Below are 23,016 nucleotides of genomic sequence, written 5' to 3'. Positions count from 1 at the left end.
GCGCGCTCCTTGCTACGCCATCACGCCGAAATCACTCGGTTCTTCGAGCCGTCCATCTACTTGGTTGGACCCGCGCGGTGGAGAGTTGCGCCGCCGTGCAACTATATCGGCAGCTTCCAGCTTGATGGTTCAGCGCTGATTGAATGCAGTGCGTCCGGCAAGAGTTAGGATCGAGTCATTTTGCGGTGCGTGGGCGCGGCTACATAACACGTCGCGATAGTGCCGTTCGAGCGGATTATTGCGGGTCAGTCCCGGATTGCCAGTGGCCTCGATCGCCAGAGCCACGGCATCAATTGCATTGCCGGTGATGAGATATTTAATCAGAAGCGTTTCCGATGCAGGCGGCGGTGCTCCTTCTTCAGTACGACGAACTAGGTCCTTTAGCAGGAGGCGATTGTTCAACAGGAGTGCGTCAATGCGGCCCAGTAATTCCTGATAGCGATAGAGCGAGGACAGGGGGGCGCCCAGATTGGTGGGTACCCGGGTCTGTGCGAACTGAGCGAACCAGTCCCGGCCTTGTTGGGCCACCGCATTGTAAAGGCTGCCCATAAGGCCCACCATCCACGCAACCTGAACCGAATTTTCCTCATTCCATTCATTCGGTCGACGCAAGTCCACCGCATGATCGAACGGGATTGCCACGTCTTCCAGAATAACGTCATGGCTACCGCTCGCGCGCATCCCGGCATGGTTCCAGGTTGCCTCGATACGAATGCCGGGGCTGTCGCCAGGCACGAGGAAATAGCCGACCTGCGGATCGTCGCCTTCAGTGCGGCCCCATATAATCATATAGCTCAGGATAGGACTTCCGGTGGAAAAGAGCTTGTGACCGGAAATCCGCCAGCCATCTCCATCGCGTCGCGCCGTAGTGACGGGTAGACCGCCACGTGAAGGCGTCCCGAGTTCGGGCTCTACGCGCAGCGCATTTGCAAGCGCTCCGCGCGAGACGGCTTCAGCTTCGAGATGGCGGCGCAGATGCCTGGGCCAGCGGTCGTTAAACTTAGCACCAGCATGTACCATATACTGCATGATGAGGACGAGTGCCGTCGAAGGATCGCCCTTTGCAATCTCCGCCACCACATGGCTCGCCTCAGCAAGCCCCCCGCCCAGGCCGCCCTTCTCGGGCGCGATGGGCAGCGCAAGCAGCCCATGCTCATGCAGAGCAGCAAAGTTTGCGAAAGGGAAGGAACCGTCCCGGTCATGTTCAGCGGCAGTCTTCGCGAAACGCTTTTGCAAAATGGCAAGCGTTTCGTTTGTTACCGGGATGGGTCGTAGGTCGGAGGCTGTAGCCATTATTCGTCCAGCGTATTTTTTAAAGGAAAGATCGGAAACGGGGGTCACGGCTGCCGAGGACGCAGGCAACGAATTGACGCGATCGCGCGCCCGACGTGCATGATGATCACTGGCCGTTCTCCTTAGCAATGACCTGAACGCTTGAACGCATCCACATGGTACCATCGTGAGATGAGGACAACTAAATGATCTACTTTTTCGATTGAGAAATATTCAGATGTGGATGCAGTCTGCATCGGATATCGTTTCTTTTCCCTCATAGCCGCCATCAGCTTGAGCAGCGGCAATATCTTGGCCGGAGCAAGCGAGCATGTTTATCGCGAATTTTCTTGAAAAGGTCATTTCGCCTCAGCAAAATGAAGGAGGCTACGGAAATCCGTGGCTTTTGGCTGAGCCTTCGGCGCTGTCCTAAGTCATGATAATGATGACCTATCATTACCATGCGACTCCCGCCCGGACGCGGGGTTGGCCGCGGCGGATCTACGAGCAGTTGGCGAAGCATGCCGTGCAGGGGCGGGGACTGATCGGCGGCCTGCCCGCGACGGTGCCCCGGCGCACGGCGGACGGTTGGGTGATCGACGGCACGAAAATCTATTCGACCGGATCGACCGGCCTCGACTGGTTTTGGGTCTGGGCGAAAACCGATGAGGAAACTCCGCGCGTCGGCAATTTCCTGGTCCGTTCCGACAGTCCGGGTGTCGCCATCGAACAGGCCTGGGACCATCTGGGAATGCGCGCGACGGTCAGCCATGCAATGCATTTCACTGCTACGCCGGTTCCATTCGATCATGCGGTCGACATCCGCCTGCCTGAACAATGGGCGGCGGGCGCGGGCGATCCGCGCGGTGGAGATTGGGCTGGAACTTACCGGCAATCCGGGTGTCAGCCGGAAAAATCCTCTGGAGCGCCACTATCGCGACGTGCTGTGCAGCCGTATCCATTCGCCGCAGAACGACACTATCCTGATTGCGGCAGGACGGGCCGCGCTGGCGAACTGACATGTCCCTGATCATCGCCAGCCAGCTGGAATCCGATTTCAACCGCAGCCTGGGCAGGCACCCATCGGGCCCGACGCTGATCGACGTGGCGGAGGATGAACCCTGGACCGCCGCCGACGAAGCGGACATATTGCTGGTAAGGCCTTCGCTTGCCTGGCGGCAATGCGCGCATGCGCGGCCTGACATATGGCCGGGGCGGCTCAAATGGGTCTACAGCGCGTCGGCAGGGGTGGATTTCTATCCCGACTGGCTGCTGGAAGCGCCGCTGGTCACATGCGGACGCGGCGTCGCGTCGGAGGAGATCGCCGACTATGTGATCGCCGCCATTTACGCCTATGCCAAGAATCTGGAAGCGGTGACGGTTCGCTCGCGCGACCAGTGGACCCAGGCTTCCTTGGGCCGCGTTTCGGGGACGACCATCGGCATCGTCGGACTTGGCGCGATCGGGGCCGCGGTGGCGCGGCGCGGTCTGGCGCTTGGCGCGCAGGTCGTCGGCTTGCGGCGTAGCGGCGCGCAATCGGGCATTAGCGGCGTGCAGCATGTCCGCGATCTGAAGACTCTGGTGGCTGAGGCGGACCATATTGTCATCGCCGTGCCGGGAACCGCGGAAACCCGGCACCTCTTCAATGAAGCCCTGTTCGCGGGGATCAAGCCGGGCGCCCATATCATCAATGTGGCCCGGGGGTCCGTGATCGATCAGGATGCGCTGATCGATGCGCTGGACCGGGGCCGGCTGGGCTTCGCGACGCTGGATGTGGCCGAGCCGGAACCGCTGCCCGAAGGTCATGCGCTCTACAGCCACCCGCGCGTGCGATTGACGCCGCATATTTCCAGCAATTACGGCCTGATCCGCCATCGGTTGTTGGAAAAGGTGAATGACGATCTTTCGCGCTTCGTCCGGGGAGAAAAGCCGAGCGACATCGTCGATCCGGCGCGGGGCTATTGACGGTTGAGGAATCGTCATCCCAGCCTTCGCTGGAATGACGCATTGTCAGGGTTAAAGCGTTTGAACCGTCTCCCGCGCCAGCTCCGCGAGCCGTTGTGCCGCCTTGTCCAGCTTGTCCCCGGCCCGCAGGATGGCAGCGACGCGCGGCAGTGGCGGCAGCCGCTCATGTTCCAGCGCTTCACTGTCCTCCAGGAATAAATGGGTGCGGCAGGTCAGGCCCAATCCAGCGCCCACCGCCGCCTTCAGCGTCGCCAGATTGGGCGTTTCCACGGCAATCCGCCATTGCAGGCCCGCATCCTCCAACCCTCTTATGGCGGCTTCGCGGAAGCGGCACGGCTCCTCCAGCACGGCGAGCGGGATCACTTCGCGATCCACCAGCGCGCTGTCGCCATACCAACTCATCGGCGCGACCGTCACCGCATGGGGGTCGTTGGGTGCGGCAAAGCCCAGCACAATGTCCAGTTCCCGCCGCTCCAGCAAGGTCTGCAGCTCTGCGGTTCCGGCGACCCGTGCATAGATTTGCGCATCGGGGTGCAGTTCGGAAAAGCGCGACAGCAGGCCGCTGAGCAGGCTGTCGGCGAAATCCTGGACCATGCCGATCCGCGCCGGCCCGGCGAAACGGCCCGCGCTGACCGCGGCGACCGCCTCATCATGCAGCAGCAGCACGCGCCGCGCATAATCGAGCAGCACGTCCCCGGCCGAGGTCAGGTTCAGCCGCCGTCCCTCCCGCAGGAACAGCGTTTGTTGCACCAGTTCCTCCAGTCGCTTGATCTGAAGGCTGAGTGCCGATTGGGTCACAAACACCTGCTCCGATGCGTTCAGCATCGATCCGGTATCCACGATGGCAACGAAACTGCGCAACAAATTGGTAGGTAGGTTGACCGGCATGCAGAAACTCCATGAATGAAACATAGAGCGGTTTCGAAGCAGGTAGAATGACTTACCGACTCGGAAAACGCGGAAAAACAAAGGCCTGGAGCATCCAGGCCGATGCCGGGAACGGGAAGCAGGCCTTATCGCCAATCCTCATATATCAATCAAATTAGTAGAGATTTAACGGGGCCAGGAAAATCTTCGCGGAAAACGATCGAACGCCGAAAAGCCGCCATTTTCTGCGGCTGGCGGCGCCTTTGCCGCAGTCGATCGCTGTCTATCATCATCGCTCATAGATGGCGCGAATAAAACTTAATTGAATTAGTAGAGAAATCATGTTGGGCTTGCCTTATCACAAAGAGGGCGAGTTGATGACGGTTCTGACATTGGACAGGCGTAGCCCGGAGCCATCCCGCGGCCAGACATCTTCCTTGGCGCGCTTCGGCGGGCGCTGGCTTTCGCCCGTTCTGCTGCTGTTGCTCTGGGAATTGGGATCGCGCAGCGGCCTGATCCCGGAGCGTACGCTGGCCGCGCCCTCCGCGGTCATCGGCACGCTGGCCGAAATGCTGTGGTCGGGCGAATTGCCCGCCAATCTGCTGGTGTCCTTCGCCCGCGTGGCTGCCGGGCTGTTGATCGGGATCGGCCTGGGTCTGGCCCTTGGTCTGGTCGCCGGGCTTTCGCGCACCGGGGAACTCGCGGTCGACCCGCTGATGCAGATCAAGCGGACCATCCCCGTGCTTGCATTGACGCCGCTGTTCATCGTCTGGTTCGGCATTGGCGAGACGCCCAAGGTCGCGCTGATCGCCTTTGCCTCCGTCTTTCCGGTCTATCTCAATCTCTACAGCGGTATCCGCGGCGTCGACCTGCGCCTGCTGGACGCGGCGAAAAGCTTCGGCCTCAGCCGCTGGGAGCAGGTCTGGCATGTCGTGTTGCCTTCCGCGCTGCCATCCCTGCTGGTGGGGCTGCGTTATGCGCTGTCCGTCGCCATCCTCGTCCTGGTGGTCGCCGAGCAGATCAACGCCTCGGCCGGCCTCGGCTATCTCATCAACAATGCCCGCGATTTCATGCGGACCGACATCATCGTCGTCTGCCTCATGGTCTACGCCATCCTCGGCCTGGGGGCCGACTGGCTGGTCCGCATCGTCGAAGCCCGCGCCCTGATCTGGCGCCCCAGCATAGTGGAGCAATAAGCATGGACGCCCGCCTCGGATTTACCGCCCTGAAAAGCGCCGCCGACCACCGCGATCAGCCGCACCCGGAACCTGTAGTCAGGCTGCGCAACTTCGTCCGCCGCTTCGGCGCCAACACGATCATCGATGGCCTGGACCTGGACATCGCGCCGGGCGAGTTCATCGCGCTGCTTGGCCGGTCGGGTTCGGGCAAGACCACGTTGCTGCGCACGTTGGCTGGCCTTGATGAAGTACGCGGGCAGGATGTGGACGTGCCCGACTCCCGCGCCGTGGTGTTTCAGGACGCCCGTCTGTTGCCGTGGAAGCCGGTGTGGAAGAACGTCGCGCTCGGCCTGAAGGGCGACAAGGTGCGCGATCGCAGCGAGGCGGCGCTGAAGGAGGTCGGCCTTGGGCATCGGCTCGATGCCTGGCCGCTGACGCTTTCGGGCGGCGAGGCGCAGCGTGTCGCGCTGGCCCGCGCGCTGGTGCGCGAACCCAGGCTGTTGTTGCTGGACGAGCCTTTTGCCGCGCTGGACGCGCTCACCCGCTACCGGATGCATGATCTGGTGCTGTCGCTGTGGCGCGCGCACCGGCCCGCCGTGCTGATCGTCACCCATGATGTCGAAGAGGCGATCGCCCTTGCCGACCGGGTGCTGGTGCTCGACAGGGGTCGCATTGTCGCGCAGGAGCGGATCGCGGCTCCGCGCGGCGAACGCGCCGGCCTTTCCGGTCGCCTGCGCGAAAAGCTGCTATCCTATCTGGGCGGAGAGGATCATGGGGAGGGCGTTCTGCCCTTCGGCCGCTATGCGGAGGCGGCGGAATGAATGCCCTTGCCGCGATCGACCGGCCTGTAGAGGGCGGTACGGACATTGGACGCCTGCGCGGTTTCGTCACCGCCTTTGCCGATCTGCTGGCGGCCACGCGCGATGAGCGCGCGATATTGGAAAGCGGCCGCGCGCTGCTGGCCCGCCTGATCGCCCGGGATGACTGGCTGCCCGAAATATTTACCCGGCCGCATCCTGACCGTTACCAGCAATATCTGCTCCATTGCGACAGTCGTGAGCGATTCAGCGTCGTCAGCTTTGTCTGGGGACCCGGGCAATCGACGCCTGTGCATGACCATGCCGTCTGGGGCCTGGTGGGGGTGTTGCGCGGCGCCGAGAAGGTCGAGCGTTTTCGCCGCCAGCCATCGGGCGGATTGGTCGCGACCGGGGAGGATATCCTGCATGAGCGGCAGGTCGATGCCGTGTCGCCCCGCATCGGGGACATTCATCGCGTGACCAATGCGCTGAGCGACCGGCCCTCCATCAGCATCCATGTCTATGGCGCCAATATCGGCGCGGTCGAGCGGGCGACCTATGCGCCCGACGGCACGCCCAAAACCTTCATATCGGGTTACGCCAACAGCGTGATCCCCAACCTCTGGGACAGATCGAGAAGCGCATGACCACCGACACGCTGGATCGTATAAGCGACCGCACTTTGACCGCCACGCCGCAGGATATTCGCCGCGCTCTGTTGCTGGGCAGCGAAATCGCCCTGATCGACGTGCGCGAGGAACATGATTTCGCGCAGGGTCACCCTCTCTTCGCCGCGCAGATTCCGCTGCGCCGGATCGATGCGGAAGCGCGGTGGCGAATTCCCCGGCTCGACACGCCGATCATCGTTTATGACGATGGCGGAGGATTGGCGCGCAAGGCGGCCGTGCGGCTGGAGGGTTTGGGCTATAGCGATGTTCGCGAGCTGGAGGATGGCCTCAACGCCTGGCGGGATGCGGGCTATGAGCTGTTCGAGGATGTGAACAGCTATTCCAAGGCCTTTGGCGAACTGGTCGAGCACCGCCGCCATACGCCCTCGCTGGCGGCGGAGGAAGTGCAGGCGCTGATCCGCGAAAAGGCTGACATCGCGATCCTCGACGCCCGCCGCTACGATGAATATCACACGATGAGCATCCCGACCGGCACCAGCGTGCCCGGCGCGGAACTGGTATTGCGCGCCCGGAGCATCGCGCCCGATCCCGACACCAGCATCATCGTCAATTGCGCCGGCCGGACGCGGTCGATCATCGGCACCCAGTCGCTGGTCAATGCGGGCCTGCCCAACCGGATCTTCGCGCTGCGCAACGGCACGATCGGCTGGACGCTGGCAGGGCAGGAACTGGAAACCGGCCAGAGCCGCGTCGCGCCGGAGGTCGACAGCCGCTTGGTCGAGGAGGCGCGCGCCCATGCCCGCGACGTCGCCTATCGCGCCGGCGTCAAGCGCATTGGTTGGGAGGAATTGGAGGCGTTGAAGGCGGAGACGGGCCGTACCCTCTATCTCTATGACGTGCGGCAGCCGCGGGAATATGAGGGCGGCCATCTGCCCGGCTTCCGCAATGCGCAGGGTGGCCAGCTGGTGCAGGAAACCGACCATAATGCCCCGGTGCGCGGCGCGCGCATCGTTGTCACGGACGATCTGGGGCCGCGCGCCGACATGACCGCCTCCTGGCTTGCCCAGCTGGGGTGGGAGGTGTTTGTGCTCGACGTCGATTGGTCGGCGGTGGTTCTGGAAAAGGGGCCGGACGGCGCGCCCGGTCCGCGTGGGCCGGAGGGACGCTACAAGCGCCCTTATGAGGGCACCGACAACAAGGCGGCTGCGATGCAGGCCTATCTCGACTGGGAATATGGCCTCGTTGCCCAATTGGAGCGCGACGGCACGCACGGCTTTTTCATTATCTAAATTGGGAAAGGACGCAAAATGAGCGTCAGGTTCATCGGCTATATCGGCTTCAATAATGGTTCGGAAATCCAGTCGGCCGTGCGCAGCCGCGCGCTCGACAGGGATTATGTCGAGGCAGCGGCCAAGGCGCAGGAGGAGGGCGGCTTCGACCGCGTATTGATCCCCTTCGGTTCCAACAGTCCGGAAAGTCAGATCGTTGCCGCCCATGCCGCCGCAATCACCACGCGGCTCGGTTTTCTGGTTGCGCATCGGCCCGGTTTTACCCAGCCGACCGTCGCGGCGCGGCAGCTGGCGACGCTGGATCAGCTTTCGGGCGGGCGCGTCGCGGTGCATATCATCACCGGCGGCGCCGATGAGGAAATGGCGCGCGATGGCGACACGAAAAGCGTGAAGGCGCAGCGCTATGCCCGCACCGACGAATATCTGACCATCCTCCGGCAGGAATGGACGGCGACCCAGCCCTTTGACCATCAGGGCAGGTTTTACGATGTCAAACAGGCGTTCAGCGCGATCAAGCCCGACAATCTGCCGGTCTTTTTCGGCGGTTCCTCGCCTGAAGCGATCGACGTGGCCGGACGCCATGCCGATGTCTATGCGCTTTGGGGCGAAACGCTGGAGGCGGTGCAGGACACGGTTCGGCAGGTGCGGCGTTCGGCGGCGCGCTTTGGGCGCGATCCGGGTTTCTCCCTCTCGCTGCGCCCGGTGATCGCGGATACGGAGGAAGCGGCATGGAAGCGCGCGCGGGAGATTGAGGAGCAGGTGCGCGAAAACCGTGCCGCTGCCGGATTGCCGCTGGCCGGCCATCGTCCGCCCAATGCCGGTTCGCTCCGGCTGCTGGAAACTGCGAGCGTCAATCGGCGTGACAAGAGGCTGTGGACTGGGGTGGCGGCGTTGACCGGCGCGGCGGGCAACAGCACGGGGCTGGTCGGCACGCCGGAACAGGTGGCCGACGCCATGCTCGATTATTATGATATCGGCATCGATCATTTCCTGATCCGTGGCTTTGATCCGCTGGGCGACGCCATCCTGTACGGCCGGGAATTGCTGCCTGTCGTGCGGCGGAAGGTGGCCGAGCGGGAAGAAGCCCGTCCGGCGCTGGCGGGCTGACATGGCGAAAAACAGGGGTGTCATCATCGCGGTAGTATTGGCGGCGGCGGCGGGCTTTGGCCTTGCCGCCGCGAAATTTGGCGGCGACGACGACAAGTTGCTTCGCGTTGCCAATCAGAAGGGACAGGTCAAGGCGATGATGCTGGCATCGGGCGTACTGAAGGGCGCGCCCTACACGGTCGAATGGTCGGAATTTCCTGCCGCGCAACCGTTGCTGGAGGCGGTGGGCGGAGGCGCTGCGGACCTTGGCCTCGCCGCTGACGCGCCCTTCATCTTCGCCTATCAGAGCGGCAGCCCGATCAAGGCGATCGCGGTTCAGGCACCGGCCGCTCAGGTCGGAGAGGCGCTCGCCATCGTGGTGAAAAATGGCTCGCCGATCCGATCGGCGCAGGACCTGATCGGCCGATCGGTCGCCACCACGCGCGGGTCGATCGGCCATCATCTGCTGCTTCAGGCTCTGGAGCGGGCCAGGATCGCGGCGGACAGGGTGCGCGTCACTTTCCTGCCGCCCGGCGATGCCAAGGCGGCCTTCGACAGCGGCGCGATCGACGCCTGGGCGACCTGGACGCCCTATACCAATGTCGCGATCAAGGAGGGCGCGCGGGCGGTGGTCGACGCGAAAGATTATGGCCTGCCGCTCTACATCGACATCGCCCATGCCGATTCCATCGGCCCCAAGCGGGCCATGCTGGCCGATTTCCTGAAGCGGGAGGCGAAGGCCGTCGCCTGGGCGCGGGCGCATCCGGATGCCTTTGCGCAGGTTCTGGCCAAGGAAACCGGCCTGCCGATCGACATCGCCCGCGCCAGTTTCGACCGCAACAACCGCGTGTCGCAACCGATCGACGGCAAGATTATCGCGCATGAGCAGGACATTACGCAGCGCTTCCAGAAAGCCGGCCTGACCGATGGCAAGCGCGCTGTTACGGATGCTTTCGACAATAGTTTCGGCGGTGATGATGGCAAGGGCGGGTGAAGCGGGGCTTTGTCCCGCCCAAGCAGATCTGATGTTCAGATTTACTCATGGATCCGATAGCGAAGTCATTTCTCAATCAATTTAATAGAAAATAAACGGACCCCACAAACGGGGGATATATCCATGAATCATCATCGCTTCTATCTTTGCTCCACTGCGCTTGCGGGGGCGTTGCTGACGCCGGCGTCCCTGTTCGCGCAGACTGCCACGGCCGATGCCGCCGATGCGGGTACCATCATTGTGACCGGCGGGCGCGGCGCGCCGCGCACGGTCGCGGAAAGTCCGGCGCCGATCGACGTTGTCGGCGCGGAGAAGTTGCAGGCGACCGGATCGGCCGAATTTGGCGAGGCGCTGTCCAAGCTGTTGCCCTCGCTCAATTTCGGGGCGACCCATGCGGGCGTGTTCTCGATCGGCCGTCCGGTCACCAATCGCGGGCTGGCGCCCGCCTATACGCTGGTGCTGGTCAACGGCAAGCGGCGGCATAATGGCGCTTTCCTCAACAATTCGACCGCCGATACATCGGGCGCCAATCCGGTCGATATCGACCTTATCCCCACCAGCGCCATCGACCGGATCGAGGTGTTGAAGGACAGCGCCGCCGCACAATATGGCACGGATGCCATTGCCGGGGTCATCAATATCCAGTTGACCGAAAAAGAGGGTCTGAGCGGCGATTTCACTTATGGCACGCTCTATGATGCCAATGGCAGGCCCGACAGCTGGAAGGGCACGATCCGCTATGGCACGAAAATCGGGAATGACGGCGGTTTCCTGACGCTGAGCGGTGATATCCGTAAACGCGGCGGGGCATGGTGGAACCTGCCAGCGACCGATAGCAACATCTATGGCCTGCCTGCAAACCGAACCGTCGATCAGGTTGTCGCGAGCAGCGGCCTGACCCGCGATCAGGTGCTGGCCAATATCGCCGCTGCCAACACCCGCAACGCGCAGTGGAGCCGCGACGGCGCGCATAATGGCGATCCGCAGATCAAGGCGTTCAACCTTTCCTATAATGCGCAATTGCCGGTGACGGAAAATGCCACCCTCTACAGTTTCGGCACCTATGGCGAGCGGGACGCGCAGATCAGCAATAATTTCCGCCGTCCCAACAGCACCGCCAATTTCACGGCGCTGTTCCCCGATGGCTATTATCCGCTCAACAATATCGATGAGAATGATTTCCAGATCGTCGGCGGCCTGAAGGGTGTACTCTGGGGCTGGGACTATGATGTCAGTTCCTCCTTCGGCCGTAACTATAGCCATCAATATTCGAAACTGTCGGTGCGGCCGTCCCTGGGGCCGGACAGCCCGACTTATTGGCCCAATCTTGCCAATTTCGAGTTTCGGCAGTGGACCCATAATGTCGATCTCCATCGGGAAGTGGAGGTCGGCCTCGCCCGGCCATTGCAAATCTCGGTCGGCGGCGAATATCGGCTCGACCGCTTCCGGACTTTCGCGGGCGATCCCTTGGCTTATGAACCGGCGACCTATCGCTTTCAGCCGGGGGATCAGCAATATGACTGGAATGTCGGGGTCAGTGCCTCGCCGGTGGTGCAGGGGGCGATCGTGCTGTCGCCCGCCGATGAAGCCGACATCAGCCGGAAGGTCTATGCGGGCTATGTCGATCTTGGCATCTATCCGCTCGATGCCTGGTATATCGGCGCTGCGGTCCGTGCCGAACATTATAGCGACGGGTCAGGCAGCCCGGTCGGTTTGAAGCTCAACAGCCGCTATGAATTCAGCCCGGCCTTCGCCATTCGCGGGACGGTGGGCACCGGCTTCCGCGCGCCGTCGCTGACGCAGATCGGCTATGCCCAGACCGACGGGCGCACATCCTCCTACTTCAACGCGGCGACCGGCCAGACGGAATTGCGGCCCACCGTCGCCAAGCTGGTGACGGCGGACTCGACCGTCGGCCAGTTGTTGGGCGCCAAACCGCTGAAGGCGGAAAAGACCTGGAATGCGGGGCTTGGTTTCGTGTTCACGCCCGCGCCGTCACTGTCGGTGACGCTGGACGGCTATTATATCCGCATCAAGAACCGGATCGAACGCACCGGCCGCCTGTTCGGCACCGGCATTTCCGCCATCCTCGCCGCCAATGGCCTGGCCGATATCGAACAGGCCGAATATTTCATCAACGCCGCCGATACGACCACCAGGGGTTTCGATCTGGTCGCTGACTATTCAAGGAACCTTGGCGATCTGGGCAAGCTGGGCCTGACCTTTGCGTTCAACTATTCGAAGACCAAGGTGACGGACGTGGTCGCCACGCCTTCCCAATTGTTCAGCGCCACCGGAGCTTCGCTGCTGGGCGCGGGATCGGTCTTCTTTGGCGGCGACAAGATCGGGGAACTGGAAGTGCTCCAGCCGCATAGCAAGCTGGTCAGCACGCTGAACTGGAGCAGGGGCCTGTTCGGCCTTAACCTCACCGCCACCCGCTACGGCAAATATACCCAGCGCACGGCGGCAGGCGACGACCGGCATTTTGGCGCGAAGATCATCACCGACGCCAGCATCAGTGCGAAGGTGACGGCGTTCGCCACCCTCTCGATCGGCGCCACCAATTTGTTCGACGTCCGCCCGGAAACCAACGGGCCGGGCAATCCCCAGACGGGACAGGGCTATTACGGCCCGTCGCCCTTCAACCCGGCGGGTGGTTATTATTATGGACGGATCGCGCTTGCTTTCTGATCGCCGGACCTTCCTGGCCGGTGCACTGGGCCTTGCCGCCTGCGGGAGGAAAAGCGGACGCATCCGGCTGGTGCTGGGCGATCAGGTCCATCTGCTCCAGTCCAAGGCGGAGGCGGCAGGCGCGCTGGGCGATCTTTCCTATGATGTGGAATGGGCCAATTTCGTGGGTGCCGCGCCCTTGCTGGAGGCGCTCAACGCCGGGGCGGTCGACACCGCTCCGGCGGGCGACCTGCCGGTGGTGCTGGCCGCTTCGGCGGGAGTGCCGCTCAAGATCGTGGCGGGGTCGCTTTCCTCCACCAGGGATATCGGCATCATCGTGCCGGGCGGCTCCCCGATCCGATCGGTCGCGGGGTTGGCCGGCAAGCGCGTGATCGTGTCCAGCGCGCGGGGCAGCATTTCCCATTATCTGCTGCTCGAAGCGCTGAAGGAAGCGGGACTTGACCGGCGCGAGGTCGATATCGGCTTCATGCTGCCCCATGATGCCGCCGCCGCCTTTGCCGCCGGGCGGATCGAGGCCTGGGCGACTTTCGGCACCTATCAGATCGCGGCGGAGCAGCACGGCGCGCGGGTGCTGCGCGACGGGCAGGGGATCAATACCGGCCTGACCCTGATCGCCGCGTCGCAGGCTGCGCTGGATGATCCGGCGAAGCGGGAGGCCCTGCGCGACGTGGTGGCCCGTTTCCGCAAGGCCAGCATGTGGTCGCAGGCTCATCCCGCCGATTATGCCCGGCTCTTCGCCCGGCAAACCAGGGTCGATCCGAAACTGGCCGCCCTGATCGTCGAGCGCCAGAACCCGCTGCTCATCCCGCCCGATGCCGCGGTGATCCAGCCATTGCAGCGCGTCGTGGACCGCTTTCATGCCGATGGAGAGTTGCCGTCGCGTGTCGATGTGGCGTCGCTGGTCGATCCGGGCATCTATCCAGCCTGAGCGGCGCTCATCGACCCTTCAGAGATCCTCATTGGGCGGCGCCCTGCCGCATCCCTAAAATCCTACGCAAAGGAGCATCGCCATGGCCACAGTCTTGAAGGATAACCGTTTCCGCCATTCAGGCATCAGCGAAGTGGAATGGAAGGTCCGCGTCGATTTGGCCGCCTTTTATCGCCTGTCCGCCCTCCATGGCTGGGACGATTTCATCTACACCCATATCTCCGCACGTGTGCCGGGGCCGGAACATCATTTCCTGATCAATCCCTTCGGCCTGATGTTCGATGAGATCACGGCATCCAGTCTGGTGAAGGTCGACCTGGACGGCAATGTCATTGGCGACAATGATTATGGCATCAACTATGCGGGCTATGTGATCCACAGCGCGATCCATGGCGCGCGGGAAGATGCCCATTATATCGCCCATTTCCACAGTGCCGACGGCATGGCGGTGTCGGCCCATGCCGAAGGGCTGCTGCCGCTCAACCAGCGTGCGCTCGCGTTGATCCCCCGCCTGTCCTATCATGAGTATGAAGGCGTCGCGCTCAATCTGGACGAGCGCGAACGGCTGGTGGCCGACCTTGGCGAAACGAAGGTCATGCTGTTGCGCAACCATGGCACGCTGGCGCTGGGCGCTTCCCCGGGGGAGGCGTTCAGCGGCATCTATCATCTGGAGGAAGCTTGCAAGGCGCAGGTGCGCACCCTCGCCATCGGCCGCGACAAGGTGCTGATCGCGCCCGAAGCGGCGCAGGAGGAGGTGCGGCAGCAGATCAGCCGCGAACGCAAGCCTGTCGAGGGCGCCAGATCCCATCACGACCTCGTCTGGGATGCCGCGCTTCGCAAGGCGCGGCGCCAGTCGCCCGGCTTCGACGCCTGACAGGAGCCGATATGCCCCAGCGCCAACTGCAATCCTATCCTTGGATCGCAGTCTGTCCGGGCCTGCATATCCGGGCAAATCGCCATGAACAGGATGATGTCCGTTGCGATGCGGCCTGACCTGTCATCTATGAACATTCTTCGTGATTGACGGGGCAAGTCTCATTGGCGGCGGTCGTGGGCCCTCGCCAAAAAGGGCCGGCACGGCGCGAAGGAGACTATCATGGCCACGACAATCAATGACACGCTCAAGACCCGCTATGCCGCCTTGCAGGCGGAGCGCGAGAGGAACTGGTCCCCGGCTCAGCTGGAGGGCAATGCGCGGCAACGCAGGCTTTTGCTGGAGCGGTTCGATCCCGCGGCGGCGGCCCAGCCGGGCACCGAGCTGCCGCCTCTGTCCTTCGAAGAGGTCGATGGCGATACGCTGAGCCTTGACCAACTCACCGGCGATGGGGAGGCATTGTTCGTCTTCTTCCGTTTTGCCGGCTGTCCGGCCTGCAACATCGCCTTGCCCTATTATGCGGACACGCTTTTCCCCGGTCTGGAACAACGCGGCATTCCGCTGGTCGCGCTCAGCCCGCAGCCGTCTCCTCTGCTGCGTGAAATCAAGGAGCGGCATGATCTGCCCTATTTCGTGGCGACCGATGCCGATAACAGGTTGGCGCGCCTGCTGCATATCAGCTTCCAGCCCGATGAACGCCCTTCGCCCGCGCCGCCGGGCTGGATCGGTGAAGTGACCGGCACGAACAGCTGGGAATTGCCGCAGCCTGCTTTCCTGCTCGTGGGACCGGGGCGCATTCTGCGCTGGTTGCAGGTCAGCCCCGACTGGCTCGACCGGCCGGAGGCGGAGGCGATCCTGCATCGGATCGATCAGCATCGCGGTTGATTCGATGAGGACGGGAATTTCCTGCGATCCGCTCCGGGTCTGATGGCGGCTCCGGCGTTATTCGCCCATCAAATTGCTGGCCGATATCGTCAGCTCCGGCGTGAATTCCGGATAGCGCATAGCCGGGCGCGTGAGAATAGTGGGCGGCCGGCGGCAATTTCGGCCCCTTTGCGCAAGGGGCCGATGAGCCTGGAATCGTGCAAACGACCTGTCATTCCGCAGCGATTGCGGGCGGCTCGCGCCGTTCCCGGCCATGGCGGTTTTCCGGTATCGGCAAACCCAGATGTCCACGCAGCGTGTCATGCGCATAGTCGGCGCGGAACAGCCCGCGCTCTTGCAGGATTGGCACGACCCGCTCGCGGAACAGCGCGAAATCGCCGGGCCGCGTGACCCGCAACAGGAAGCCGTCGGCCGCACGGCCGATGAACCATTGTTCGATCCTGTCGGCGATGGTTTGCGGCGAACCCACGAAATCGGTGCGCCACTGGCCCAGCTGATAGGCCGCCTCCCGCAGCGTCAGCTTGCGCCCCTGTGCTTCGCGGATGATCCGTTCGGCATGGCCCTTATAGCTGTTCAGCGTCACGCCCGAGAGGTCGGGGAAGGGGGCGTCGAGATCATAGCGCGAAAAATCATGATAGTTGAACGCGCGGCCCAGCTGGACCAGCAGCTTGTCGATATCCAGCGCCTCCTGCGCGGCGGCGGCGATGGCCTGCGCTTCCTCGTCTGTTTCGGCGATGATCGGGGTCAGGCCCGGCAGGATCTTGATCAGGTCGGGATTGCGCCCGAGCGCCGCGGCGCGCGCCTTGATATCGGCATAATAGGAGCGGCCGGTTTCGAAATCCTGCGCGCCGGTGAACGTGCCCTCGGCAATGGCGGCGCCCAGATCGCGGCCTTCATGGCTGTCGCCAGCCTGGAAGATCACCGGCTGGCCCTGCCGTGAGCGGCTGAGCGCGAGCGGGCCGGCGACCGAAAAATGCTCGCCCCTGTGATCCAGCCGATGCTGCTTGGCTTTGTCGAGGAAGAGGCGGGCTGCCCGGTCGCGGGGGAAGGCGTCATCCTCATAGCTGTCCCACAGGCCCTGCACGACGTCGACAAATTCGCGGGCGCGGGCGTAGCGGACCTTATGGTCGAAATGCTCTTCGCGCCCATAATTGCGCGCGGCGCCCTCCAGACCGGTGGTGACGACATTCCAGCCGGCCCGGCCACCGCTGATCTGGTCGAGCGATCCGAATTGCCGCGCGACATTATAGGGTTCCCAATAGGAGGTGGTGAGCGTTCCCACCAGGCCAATGCGGGCGGTCGATGCCGCCACTGCCGACAGCAGGGTCAGCGGTTCCAGCCGGTTCAGGAAATGCGGCGCGGTGTCCGGGGTGATGTAGGGCGAATCCACGATGAAGACGAGATCGAACTTCGCCGCTTCGGCCGCGCGGGCATTGTCGATATACCAGTTGATGTCGATGCTGGCGTCGCCCGGCAGGTTCGGATCGAGCCAACTGTTGTGATCCGCGCCGACGCCTTCCAATATCGCGCCAAGATGCAATTGCCGCCGTGTCGTTTCCGTCATGTCCAAATCCTTCCGAATGTGGACGGAGATTAGGAAAAGCATGGTGCGGCGACCAATGAAGGCTTCTCATAGACTGTTTGAAGCTGCTGAACTGTGGGATCGACAGAGGCCGGCCAACGCGCATCGGTCGCCATTTCCCATGCCTTTATCCAATAAGTCTGCGCAGGATTGAGGAATGCCAATAATATTGGGACATTCAAAGCATGGCGGCCCAATCATCATAACTGAACCGGTCGTTTGTCGCCTAGCAATCGTCAGGCTTGGAATTTTCCGGCGACTTGAGAGGTGATGATATGTCCTCCGCAGCAGCAGATATTCTCGATCGCGCCGACGCGATCATCGGCATCCGTCCCCTGCAACCGACCATCGGTGCGGAGATTGACGGCGTCGATCTCGGCAAACCGCTTTCCCCCGAACAGCGCGACGCCATCCGGGCTGCCGTCCTGCGCTACAAGGTCGTCTTCTTCCGCGACCAGCCGCTTGACAATGCACAGCATGCCGCCTTCGCCGCCGCCTTCGGGCCGCTCTATACCCATCCCAGCACCACCGCCGATACCAGGATATCCCCGATCCACAAGATCGCCGCGGTCGATGCCGCCAGATATGAAAAACGCATCCATCGCGACGTGAAGCCGGGCGACGGCTATCATAGCGATACGAGCTGGCGGCTGGTGCCGACCTGGGGCGCGGTGCTGCGCGCGGTCACGCTGCCGGAAGTGGGCGGCGACACCATCTGGGTCGACGCGAACCTTGCCTATGAAGGGCTTTCCGACGACATCAAGGCGCGGTTGGAGGGGTTGCACGTCACCCATGATTTCCGCGAGGCGTTGGTCGGCGCCGGGCATGATTATCCGATCGTCGCGCATCCCGTCGTGCGCACGCATCGCGAGACGGGCCGGAAAATCCTCTGGGTCAACTATACCCAGCGGCCCCAGATATTGGGCGTGGAACTGGCCGAGAGCCGCGAACTGCTCGAAGAGATCGTCCGGCAGTATAAGCGGCCCGAATATCAGGTGCGCTTTTCCTGGCGTCCGAATTCGGTCGCCTTCTGGGACAATCGCGCGGCGGTCCACTATGCGGTGCGCAATTATGGCGATTTCCCGCGCGTGCTGGACCGCATCCTGATCGCGGACGAACCGCTCCACGCGAACCTTTGATCCTGCAACCGACCGCGACGGGACGCCATGACGCAAATATCCGTTTCAACGCGCCGGAAACGCCTGTGGATCGTTCTGGCCGTCCTGATCGCGGTGGTGACGATGGGCCTGATTGCGCTGGGCCTGCATGGCGGAGGCGGTCAGCGCCAGCCGGTCCTGAAGATCGGTGACCAGCGCGGCGGCGCAGAGGCATTGATGCGCGCCGCCGGAGAACTGGACGGCGTGCCCTACCGAATCGAGTGGGCGCAGTTCCCGGCTGCCTCCCCCTTGCTGGAGGCGCTCGGCGCGAGCGCGATCGATGTCGGCGGGATTGGCGGCGCGCCCTTCGCTTTCGCTTATGCGGGTGGGGCGAAGATCAAGGCCGTCTTCGCCTACCGGCCCCAGGGTGCCCAGGCTGGCCGCGCCTCCGCTATCGTCGTGCCGGGAAATTCCCCGGTCCGCTCGATCGGTCAGCTCAAGGGACGCAGGCTGGCCACCGTGCGGGGTTCGGCCGGGCAGGATCTGGCGCTCCGCCTGATCGAAAGGGCGGGCCTTGCGCCGTCCGATATCCGCTGGACCTATCTCGACAATAGTGCCGCGAAGGCGGCGCTGGAAAGCGGCGCGATCGACGCCTGGTCGACCTGGGGCAGTTATGTCGGCATCGCCGTCACCGAAAATGGCGACCGCATATTGGCGGACGCCAGCAGCCTGCCGACGCAGGTGGGTTTCTTCGCGGCGTCGGATTCAGCCATCGCCGGCAAAAGGCAAATATTGGGCGATTTCCTCGCGCGGCTGAACCGCGCTCACCACTGGGCGGCGGCGCATCCCGATGCCTATGCCGAAACGCTGGCACGCGAAACCGGCTTGCCCCTCCAAGTCGCCCGTTTTTCCATTGCCGCCTATCTCGGCACCGCCCGGCCAATCGACGATGCGCTGGTGCGCGAACAGGCCGATATCTTCGCCCGTTATCAGCGCGCCGGCATCATTCCCACGCTGCCCGACATTCGGGGCGGCTATGACCCGTCCTTCAACGCCACGACTTTGGCGCGGCAGGACTGACGCTTCCCTTTCTCCCCTTTCGAAGGAAATATGATGAAAAGCCTGCTCCTCGTCGGTGCGGCGGCCCTGTCCGGCGCCGCCCTCCCGTCCCTTGCCGTCGCGCGGGAAAGCGCTGCCCCGGCCGACGATGCGGAGGCCGGATCGGCGATCGTCGTCACCGGTACGCGCCGGGGCGGGGGCCGGACAGTTGCCGACAGCCCGGTGCCGATCGACGTCATCGGCCCGCAGGAATTGCAATCGACCGGCCGCACCGGCCTGAAGGAAGTGCTGGGCAACATCATCCCGTCGCTCACCATGCCGGCGCTGGGCGGGGGTGGCACTTCGGCCAGCGTGCGGCCCATTTCCATCCGCGGTCTGTCGGGCGACTATCTGCTGGTGCTCGTCAACGGCAAGCGGCGCCACACGACCGCGCTCATCAACAATCTCTCGCGCATATCGGGCGGCTCCACGCCGGTCGATATCGACCTGATCCCCACCAATGCGGTTGGCCGCATCGAAGTGCTGCGCGACGGCGCCGCCGCCCAATATGGATCGGATGCGATTTCGGGCGTCATCAACATCCTGCTGGACGACGCGCCGGAGGGGGGCGCCTTCTCGGCCACCGCCGGGCAGCTTTATGAAAAGGGCGGCGCGCTGGTGCAGCAGGGGCTGAGCTATGGCACGCGCATCGGCGGCGAGGGCTTCGTGCGCATCGCGGTGGAGGGCAAATATCATGACCGCGCGGACAGCTCTGCCGAACCCGTGCCCTATATCTATCCCTTCGTGAACGGCGCCCCCGACCCGCGCGAAGCCAATGCCGATCATCTGATCGCGGGTGGTTATGGCCGGTCCAACCGGGACAAGATCGTCAATGGATCGGTCAATGCCGAATTGCCGGTGGGGGAGGGGCTGACGGTCTACAGCTTCTCGACGCTCAGCTATCGGGATATTGACGATAATCGCGGGGCGGTCGTTCCCGCGACGACCGGTTATGGCGGGCAGGCCAATGTTCAGGGTTATACGTCGCTGCCGGGGCTCTATCCCTCCGGCTTCCAGGCGCGGCGGCGCATCCGGGAATGGGACTGGCAATCGGCGGTGGGGCTGCGCGGCGATGTAGGCGCGGGATGGGCGTTCGACCTTTCCACCACCTATGGACGCGACCATGTGAAGTTGGGCGCCGAAGGCACGCTCAACCCCTCGCTGGGGCCGTCCAGTCCGACCAGCTTCTTCATGGGCAAGCAGATTCAGGATCTTTGGGTCAACAATCTGGAATTGACCAGCAGCTATGACGTCGGTCTTGCCAAGCCGCTGGACGTGGCGGTGGGTCTGGAGCATCGCTGGGAGAAATTCCGCAATCGCGCCGGAGAGCCGGATAGTTATCGCGACGGCGGCTATGTGATTCCCGCCGACGGGACGGCGTTCGGCAATGCCTATGGCGGCCGATCGCCTTCGCCTGGCCTTGTGTCCTTCACCGGCACATCCCCGGCGGATGAGGCGACGCTCAGCCGCAACAATCTGGCCGCCTATGTCGATCTGTCGGCGGACGTGACGCCCGGCTGGTTCGTAGGCGTCGCCGGACGTTTCGAACATTATGACGACAGCGCGGGCGACACCGTGTCGGGCAAATTCTCCACCCGCTATGAATTGGCGCCGGGCCTTGCCCTGCGTGGGGGCGTCAATACCGGTTTCCGCGCGCCCTCGCTCGCGCAGACCGGCTTTTCGACCACGCAAAACACGGTGACGATCATTGGCAGTGAGCGGATCAGCACCACGTCGAAATTCCTGCCGGTCAGCAGCGTGGCAGCCCAGGCACTGGGCGCGCGGCCCCTGAAGCCGGAAAAGTCGTTGAACTATACCGCTGGCCTTGCCTTTGAACGGGGGCCGTTCCGCCTGACGGTGGACGGCTATCAGATCAATGTGGATGACCGCATCGTGAAGACGGAATTTCTCGGTACGGCGTCCAATGGCGGATCGGCCATCCGCGCGATCCTGGTCGCGAACGGCATCAATGGCGTGGACAGCGCGCAATTCTTCACCAATGCCATCGATACCCGCACGCGCGGCGTCGATGTGGTGGCGGAATATGCGTTGCGCACGAGCAGCCTCGGCAATTTCCGCCTGAACGCGGCCTACAGCTATAACCGCACGAAGATCACCCATGTCATCGACACGCCTTCGGCCATCGCCTCGCTCAATGTCACCTTGTTCGGCCGGCAGGCGCAGCGCGACCTTGTCGCCGCGACTCCGCGCACGAAGCTGGTGTTGACGAACGACTGGTCGCTGGGACCGTTGCATGCGCTGGCGCGGCTGACCCGTTTTGGACGCTATGTGGAATCGAGCAATGTCGCGAGCGGCGACCGCCGGTTCGGCGCGAAATGGATTGCCGATCTGGATGTCGGCTATGATATCAGCGCGCGGCTGACGCTGTCGGTGGGGGCGAATAATCTGTTCGACAGCTATCCCGACCGCAACGGCGTCATCGCATCCGATGGATCGGGAGCCTATGGTAATTTCGCCCCGTTCGGGCTGAGTGGCGGCTTTTACTATGGGCGAGTGTCAGCGCGCCTTTAGGGCCTTGCGGAAAGCGAAGCTGAAAGGCGCGCGGATGCCCGGGAATTCGTCAGCCGATCAAAGCAATTCGACCGCCATTGCCGTCGCCTCGCCGCCGCCGATGCAGAGGCTGGCGACGCCGCGCCTGAGGCCACGGTTTTCCAGCGCGCCGATCAGTGTCGCCAATATGCGCGCGCCCGATGCGCCGATGGGATGGCCCAGTGCCGTCGCGCCGCCATTGACGTTCAGCTTCTCCGCCGGGATGTCGAGGTCCTTTGCCGCGATCATCGCCACCACCGCAAAGGCCTCGTTCACTTCGAACAGGTCGACATCTTCGACCGACCAGCCCGCTTTGGCCAGCACCTTGCGCATGGCGGGGACCGGCGCGGTCGTGAATTGCGCGGGTTCATGCGCATGGGCGGCGGTGGCGATGACCTTCGCCACCATCTTCAGTCCCTGTTTCTCCGCTACGCTCCGCCGCGTCATGACCAATGCGGCGGCGCCGTCGGAAATGGACGAGGCGTTGGCGGCGGTGATGGTGCCGTCCTTGACGAAAGCGGCTTTAAGCGAAGGAATCTTCTCCGGCTTCGCCTTGCCGGGCTGTTCATCGGTGTCGATCACCACGTCTCCACCGCGCCCTGCTATGGTGACGGGCGTGATTTCGCGCACGAAGGCGCCGCTGGCGATGGCGGCATTGGCGCGGTCGAGCGAGCGGATGGCAAAATCATCCTGCTCTTCCCGCGTGAACTGATAGTCGCGCACGGCTTCCTCGGCGAAGACGCCCATCGCCTTGCCGGGTTCATAGGCATCTTCCAGCCCGTCCATCATCATCGTGTCGATGATCCGATCATGGCCGATGCGCGCGCCCGATCGGTGCTTGGGCAGGGCATAGGGCGCGTTGGTCATGCTTTCCATGCCGCCGGCCAGCACGATATCGGCCGTGCCTGCGCTCAGCGCTTCATAGGCCATGATCGCGGCCTGCATGCCCGACCCGCACATCTTGTTGACCGTGGTTGCTTCGGTGTTGAGGCCAAGGCCTGCGCCCAGCGCGGCCTGCCGCGCAGGCGCCTGGCCCAGGCCCGCCGGCAGGACGCAGCCCATATAGATGCGATCGATGGCATCGGCCGCGACACCGGCCCGCTCGACCGCAGCCTTGACCGCGGCCGCGCCGAGTTCGGTCGCCTTCAGCGGTGACAAGGCGCCCTGAAACCCGCCCATCGGCGTACGGGCATAGCTGGCGATGATGATCGGATCGTCCTGCATGCTTTTTCTC

General features: G+C 63.4%; 18 protein-coding genes and 1 pseudogene. 15 read left to right on the top strand and 4 right to left on the bottom strand.

Annotated elements, in window-relative coordinates:
• Window positions 1-129: 129 nt before the first annotated feature.
• Window positions 130-1,341 carry an acyl-CoA dehydrogenase family protein gene (locus RUH75_RS10425; RefSeq protein WP_313805520.1) on the bottom strand — a complete coding sequence of 404 codons (1,212 nt, stop codon included), beginning with the start codon at window positions 1,339-1,341 and terminating at the stop codon, window positions 130-132.
• Window positions 1,342-1,705: 364 nt separating this feature from the next.
• Between RUH75_RS10425 and RUH75_RS10420 the strand changes: the two are divergent.
• Both RUH75_RS10420 and RUH75_RS10415 read left to right on the top strand, forming a co-directional pair.
• Window positions 1,706-2,291, top strand: a pseudogene (locus tag RUH75_RS10420) (acyl-CoA dehydrogenase family protein); the annotation flags it as partial.
• A 1-nt stretch (window position 2,292) separates the two neighbouring features.
• Window positions 2,293-3,237 carry a D-isomer specific 2-hydroxyacid dehydrogenase family protein gene (locus RUH75_RS10415; RefSeq protein WP_313805518.1) on the top strand — a complete coding sequence of 315 codons (945 nt, stop codon included), beginning with the start codon at window positions 2,293-2,295 and terminating at the stop codon, window positions 3,235-3,237.
• Between the two features lie 51 nt (window positions 3,238-3,288).
• On the opposite strand, the gene RUH75_RS10410 is transcribed toward RUH75_RS10415, so the two are convergent.
• Window positions 3,289-4,125, bottom strand: a complete 837-nt coding sequence (locus RUH75_RS10410; protein ID WP_313805516.1) for a LysR substrate-binding domain-containing protein — start codon at window positions 4,123-4,125, stop codon at window positions 3,289-3,291.
• A gap of 356 nt (window positions 4,126-4,481) precedes the next feature.
• On the opposite strand from RUH75_RS10410, the gene RUH75_RS10405 reads away from it, so the two are divergent.
• From RUH75_RS10405 to RUH75_RS10360, 10 genes are all read left to right on the top strand, one after another.
• Window positions 4,482-5,300: an ABC transporter permease gene (locus RUH75_RS10405; protein ID WP_313805524.1), complete on the top strand. Its 819-nt coding sequence runs from the start codon at window positions 4,482-4,484 to the stop codon at window positions 5,298-5,300.
• Window positions 5,301-5,302: 2 nt separating this feature from the next.
• The gene (locus RUH75_RS10400; protein WP_313805514.1) at window positions 5,303-6,103 is read left to right on the top strand and encodes an ABC transporter ATP-binding protein; all 801 of its coding nucleotides are present in this window, start codon (window positions 5,303-5,305) and stop codon (window positions 6,101-6,103) included.
• Window positions 6,100-6,726, top strand: coding sequence for a cysteine dioxygenase (locus RUH75_RS10395; protein WP_313805512.1), 627 nt, complete (start codon window positions 6,100-6,102; stop codon window positions 6,724-6,726). Before RUH75_RS10400 ends, RUH75_RS10395 begins: the two co-directional genes overlap by 4 nt.
• Complete coding sequence (locus RUH75_RS10390; protein WP_313805510.1) at window positions 6,723-7,997, top strand: rhodanese-like domain-containing protein; 1,275 nt, start codon at window positions 6,723-6,725, stop codon at window positions 7,995-7,997. Before RUH75_RS10395 ends, RUH75_RS10390 begins: the two co-directional genes overlap by 4 nt.
• Before the next feature lie 18 nt (window positions 7,998-8,015).
• Window positions 8,016-9,104, top strand: coding sequence for an LLM class flavin-dependent oxidoreductase (locus tag RUH75_RS10385; protein WP_313805508.1), 1,089 nt, complete (start codon window positions 8,016-8,018; stop codon window positions 9,102-9,104).
• A 1-nt stretch (window position 9,105) separates the two neighbouring features.
• On the top strand, window positions 9,106-10,077 hold the full coding sequence (locus RUH75_RS10380) for an ABC transporter substrate-binding protein (RefSeq protein ID WP_313805506.1): 972 nt from the start codon (window positions 9,106-9,108) through the stop codon (window positions 10,075-10,077).
• 123 nt (window positions 10,078-10,200) lie between these two features.
• Window positions 10,201-12,768, top strand: coding sequence for a TonB-dependent receptor plug domain-containing protein (locus tag RUH75_RS10375; protein ID WP_313805504.1), 2,568 nt, complete (start codon window positions 10,201-10,203; stop codon window positions 12,766-12,768).
• On the top strand, window positions 12,758-13,696 hold the full coding sequence (locus RUH75_RS10370; protein ID WP_313805502.1) for an ABC transporter substrate-binding protein: 939 nt from the start codon (window positions 12,758-12,760) through the stop codon (window positions 13,694-13,696). Before RUH75_RS10375 ends, RUH75_RS10370 begins: the two co-directional genes overlap by 11 nt.
• A gap of 82 nt (window positions 13,697-13,778) precedes the next feature.
• Window positions 13,779-14,570, top strand: coding sequence for a class II aldolase/adducin family protein (locus RUH75_RS10365; RefSeq protein ID WP_313805500.1), 792 nt, complete (start codon window positions 13,779-13,781; stop codon window positions 14,568-14,570).
• 222 nt (window positions 14,571-14,792) lie between these two features.
• Entirely contained in the window at window positions 14,793-15,455 is a 663-nt protein-coding gene (locus RUH75_RS10360) for a peroxiredoxin-like family protein (protein ID WP_313805498.1), read from the top strand.
• A gap of 211 nt (window positions 15,456-15,666) precedes the next feature.
• On the opposite strand, the gene RUH75_RS10355 is transcribed toward RUH75_RS10360, so the two are convergent.
• The gene (locus RUH75_RS10355; RefSeq protein WP_313805496.1) at window positions 15,667-17,019 is read right to left on the bottom strand and encodes an LLM class flavin-dependent oxidoreductase; all 1,353 of its coding nucleotides are present in this window, start codon (window positions 17,017-17,019) and stop codon (window positions 15,667-15,669) included.
• 293 nt (window positions 17,020-17,312) lie between these two features.
• Between RUH75_RS10355 and RUH75_RS10350 the strand changes: the two genes are divergently transcribed.
• From RUH75_RS10350 to RUH75_RS10340, 3 genes are read left to right on the top strand one after another with little or no spacing between them, the layout of a single operon-like run.
• Window positions 17,313-18,176, top strand: a complete 864-nt coding sequence (locus RUH75_RS10350) for a TauD/TfdA family dioxygenase (protein WP_313805495.1) — start codon at window positions 17,313-17,315, stop codon at window positions 18,174-18,176.
• Between the two features lie 27 nt (window positions 18,177-18,203).
• Window positions 18,204-19,214: an ABC transporter substrate-binding protein gene (locus RUH75_RS10345; protein WP_313805494.1), complete on the top strand. Its 1,011-nt coding sequence runs from the start codon at window positions 18,204-18,206 to the stop codon at window positions 19,212-19,214.
• Window positions 19,215-19,247: 33 nt separating this feature from the next.
• A complete protein-coding gene (locus RUH75_RS10340; RefSeq protein ID WP_313805493.1) occupies window positions 19,248-21,764 on the top strand; it encodes a TonB-dependent receptor in 2,517 nt (838 codons plus the stop codon).
• Between the two features lie 57 nt (window positions 21,765-21,821).
• Here the strand turns inward: RUH75_RS10340 and RUH75_RS10335 are convergent, their stop codons facing one another.
• Window positions 21,822-23,006 carry an acetyl-CoA C-acyltransferase gene (locus tag RUH75_RS10335; RefSeq protein ID WP_313805492.1) on the bottom strand — a complete coding sequence of 395 codons (1,185 nt, stop codon included), beginning with the start codon at window positions 23,004-23,006 and terminating at the stop codon, window positions 21,822-21,824.
• Window positions 23,007-23,016 lie beyond the last annotated feature (10 nt).

The sequence above is a fragment of the Sphingobium sp. genome (assembly GCF_032153725.1).
In the GTDB taxonomy this organism is placed as follows: domain Bacteria; phylum Pseudomonadota; class Alphaproteobacteria; order Sphingomonadales; family Sphingomonadaceae; genus Sphingobium.
Note: the sequence above shows the minus strand (reverse complement) of the source record. Positions and strands in the feature narration are given on the sequence as shown.

What these genes read in the sequence shown, in the direction of transcription:
- RUH75_RS10415 (WP_313805518.1), top strand. Translation starts at nt 2,293, where the DNA reads ATGTCCCTGATCATCGCCAGCCAGCTGGAATCCGATTTCAACCGCAGC.
- RUH75_RS10410 (WP_313805516.1), bottom strand. Translation starts at nt 4,125, where the DNA reads ATGCCGGTCAACCTACCTACCAATTTGTTGCGCAGTTTCGTTGCCATC.
- RUH75_RS10405 (WP_313805524.1), top strand. Translation starts at nt 4,482, where the DNA reads ATGACGGTTCTGACATTGGACAGGCGTAGCCCGGAGCCATCCCGCGGC.
- RUH75_RS10400 (WP_313805514.1), top strand. Translation starts at nt 5,303, where the DNA reads ATGGACGCCCGCCTCGGATTTACCGCCCTGAAAAGCGCCGCCGACCAC.
- RUH75_RS10395 (WP_313805512.1), top strand. Translation starts at nt 6,100, where the DNA reads ATGAATGCCCTTGCCGCGATCGACCGGCCTGTAGAGGGCGGTACGGAC.
- RUH75_RS10390 (WP_313805510.1), top strand. Translation starts at nt 6,723, where the DNA reads ATGACCACCGACACGCTGGATCGTATAAGCGACCGCACTTTGACCGCC.
- RUH75_RS10385 (WP_313805508.1), top strand. Translation starts at nt 8,016, where the DNA reads ATGAGCGTCAGGTTCATCGGCTATATCGGCTTCAATAATGGTTCGGAA.
- RUH75_RS10380 (WP_313805506.1), top strand. Translation starts at nt 9,106, where the DNA reads ATGGCGAAAAACAGGGGTGTCATCATCGCGGTAGTATTGGCGGCGGCG.
- RUH75_RS10375 (WP_313805504.1), top strand. Translation starts at nt 10,201, where the DNA reads ATGAATCATCATCGCTTCTATCTTTGCTCCACTGCGCTTGCGGGGGCG.
- RUH75_RS10365 (WP_313805500.1), top strand. Translation starts at nt 13,779, where the DNA reads ATGGCCACAGTCTTGAAGGATAACCGTTTCCGCCATTCAGGCATCAGC.
- RUH75_RS10360 (WP_313805498.1), top strand. Translation starts at nt 14,793, where the DNA reads ATGGCCACGACAATCAATGACACGCTCAAGACCCGCTATGCCGCCTTG.
- RUH75_RS10355 (WP_313805496.1), bottom strand. Translation starts at nt 17,019, where the DNA reads ATGACGGAAACGACACGGCGGCAATTGCATCTTGGCGCGATATTGGAA.
- RUH75_RS10350 (WP_313805495.1), top strand. Translation starts at nt 17,313, where the DNA reads ATGTCCTCCGCAGCAGCAGATATTCTCGATCGCGCCGACGCGATCATC.
- RUH75_RS10345 (WP_313805494.1), top strand. Translation starts at nt 18,204, where the DNA reads ATGACGCAAATATCCGTTTCAACGCGCCGGAAACGCCTGTGGATCGTT.
- RUH75_RS10340 (WP_313805493.1), top strand. Translation starts at nt 19,248, where the DNA reads ATGAAAAGCCTGCTCCTCGTCGGTGCGGCGGCCCTGTCCGGCGCCGCC.
- RUH75_RS10335 (WP_313805492.1), bottom strand. Translation starts at nt 23,006, where the DNA reads ATGCAGGACGATCCGATCATCATCGCCAGCTATGCCCGTACGCCGATG.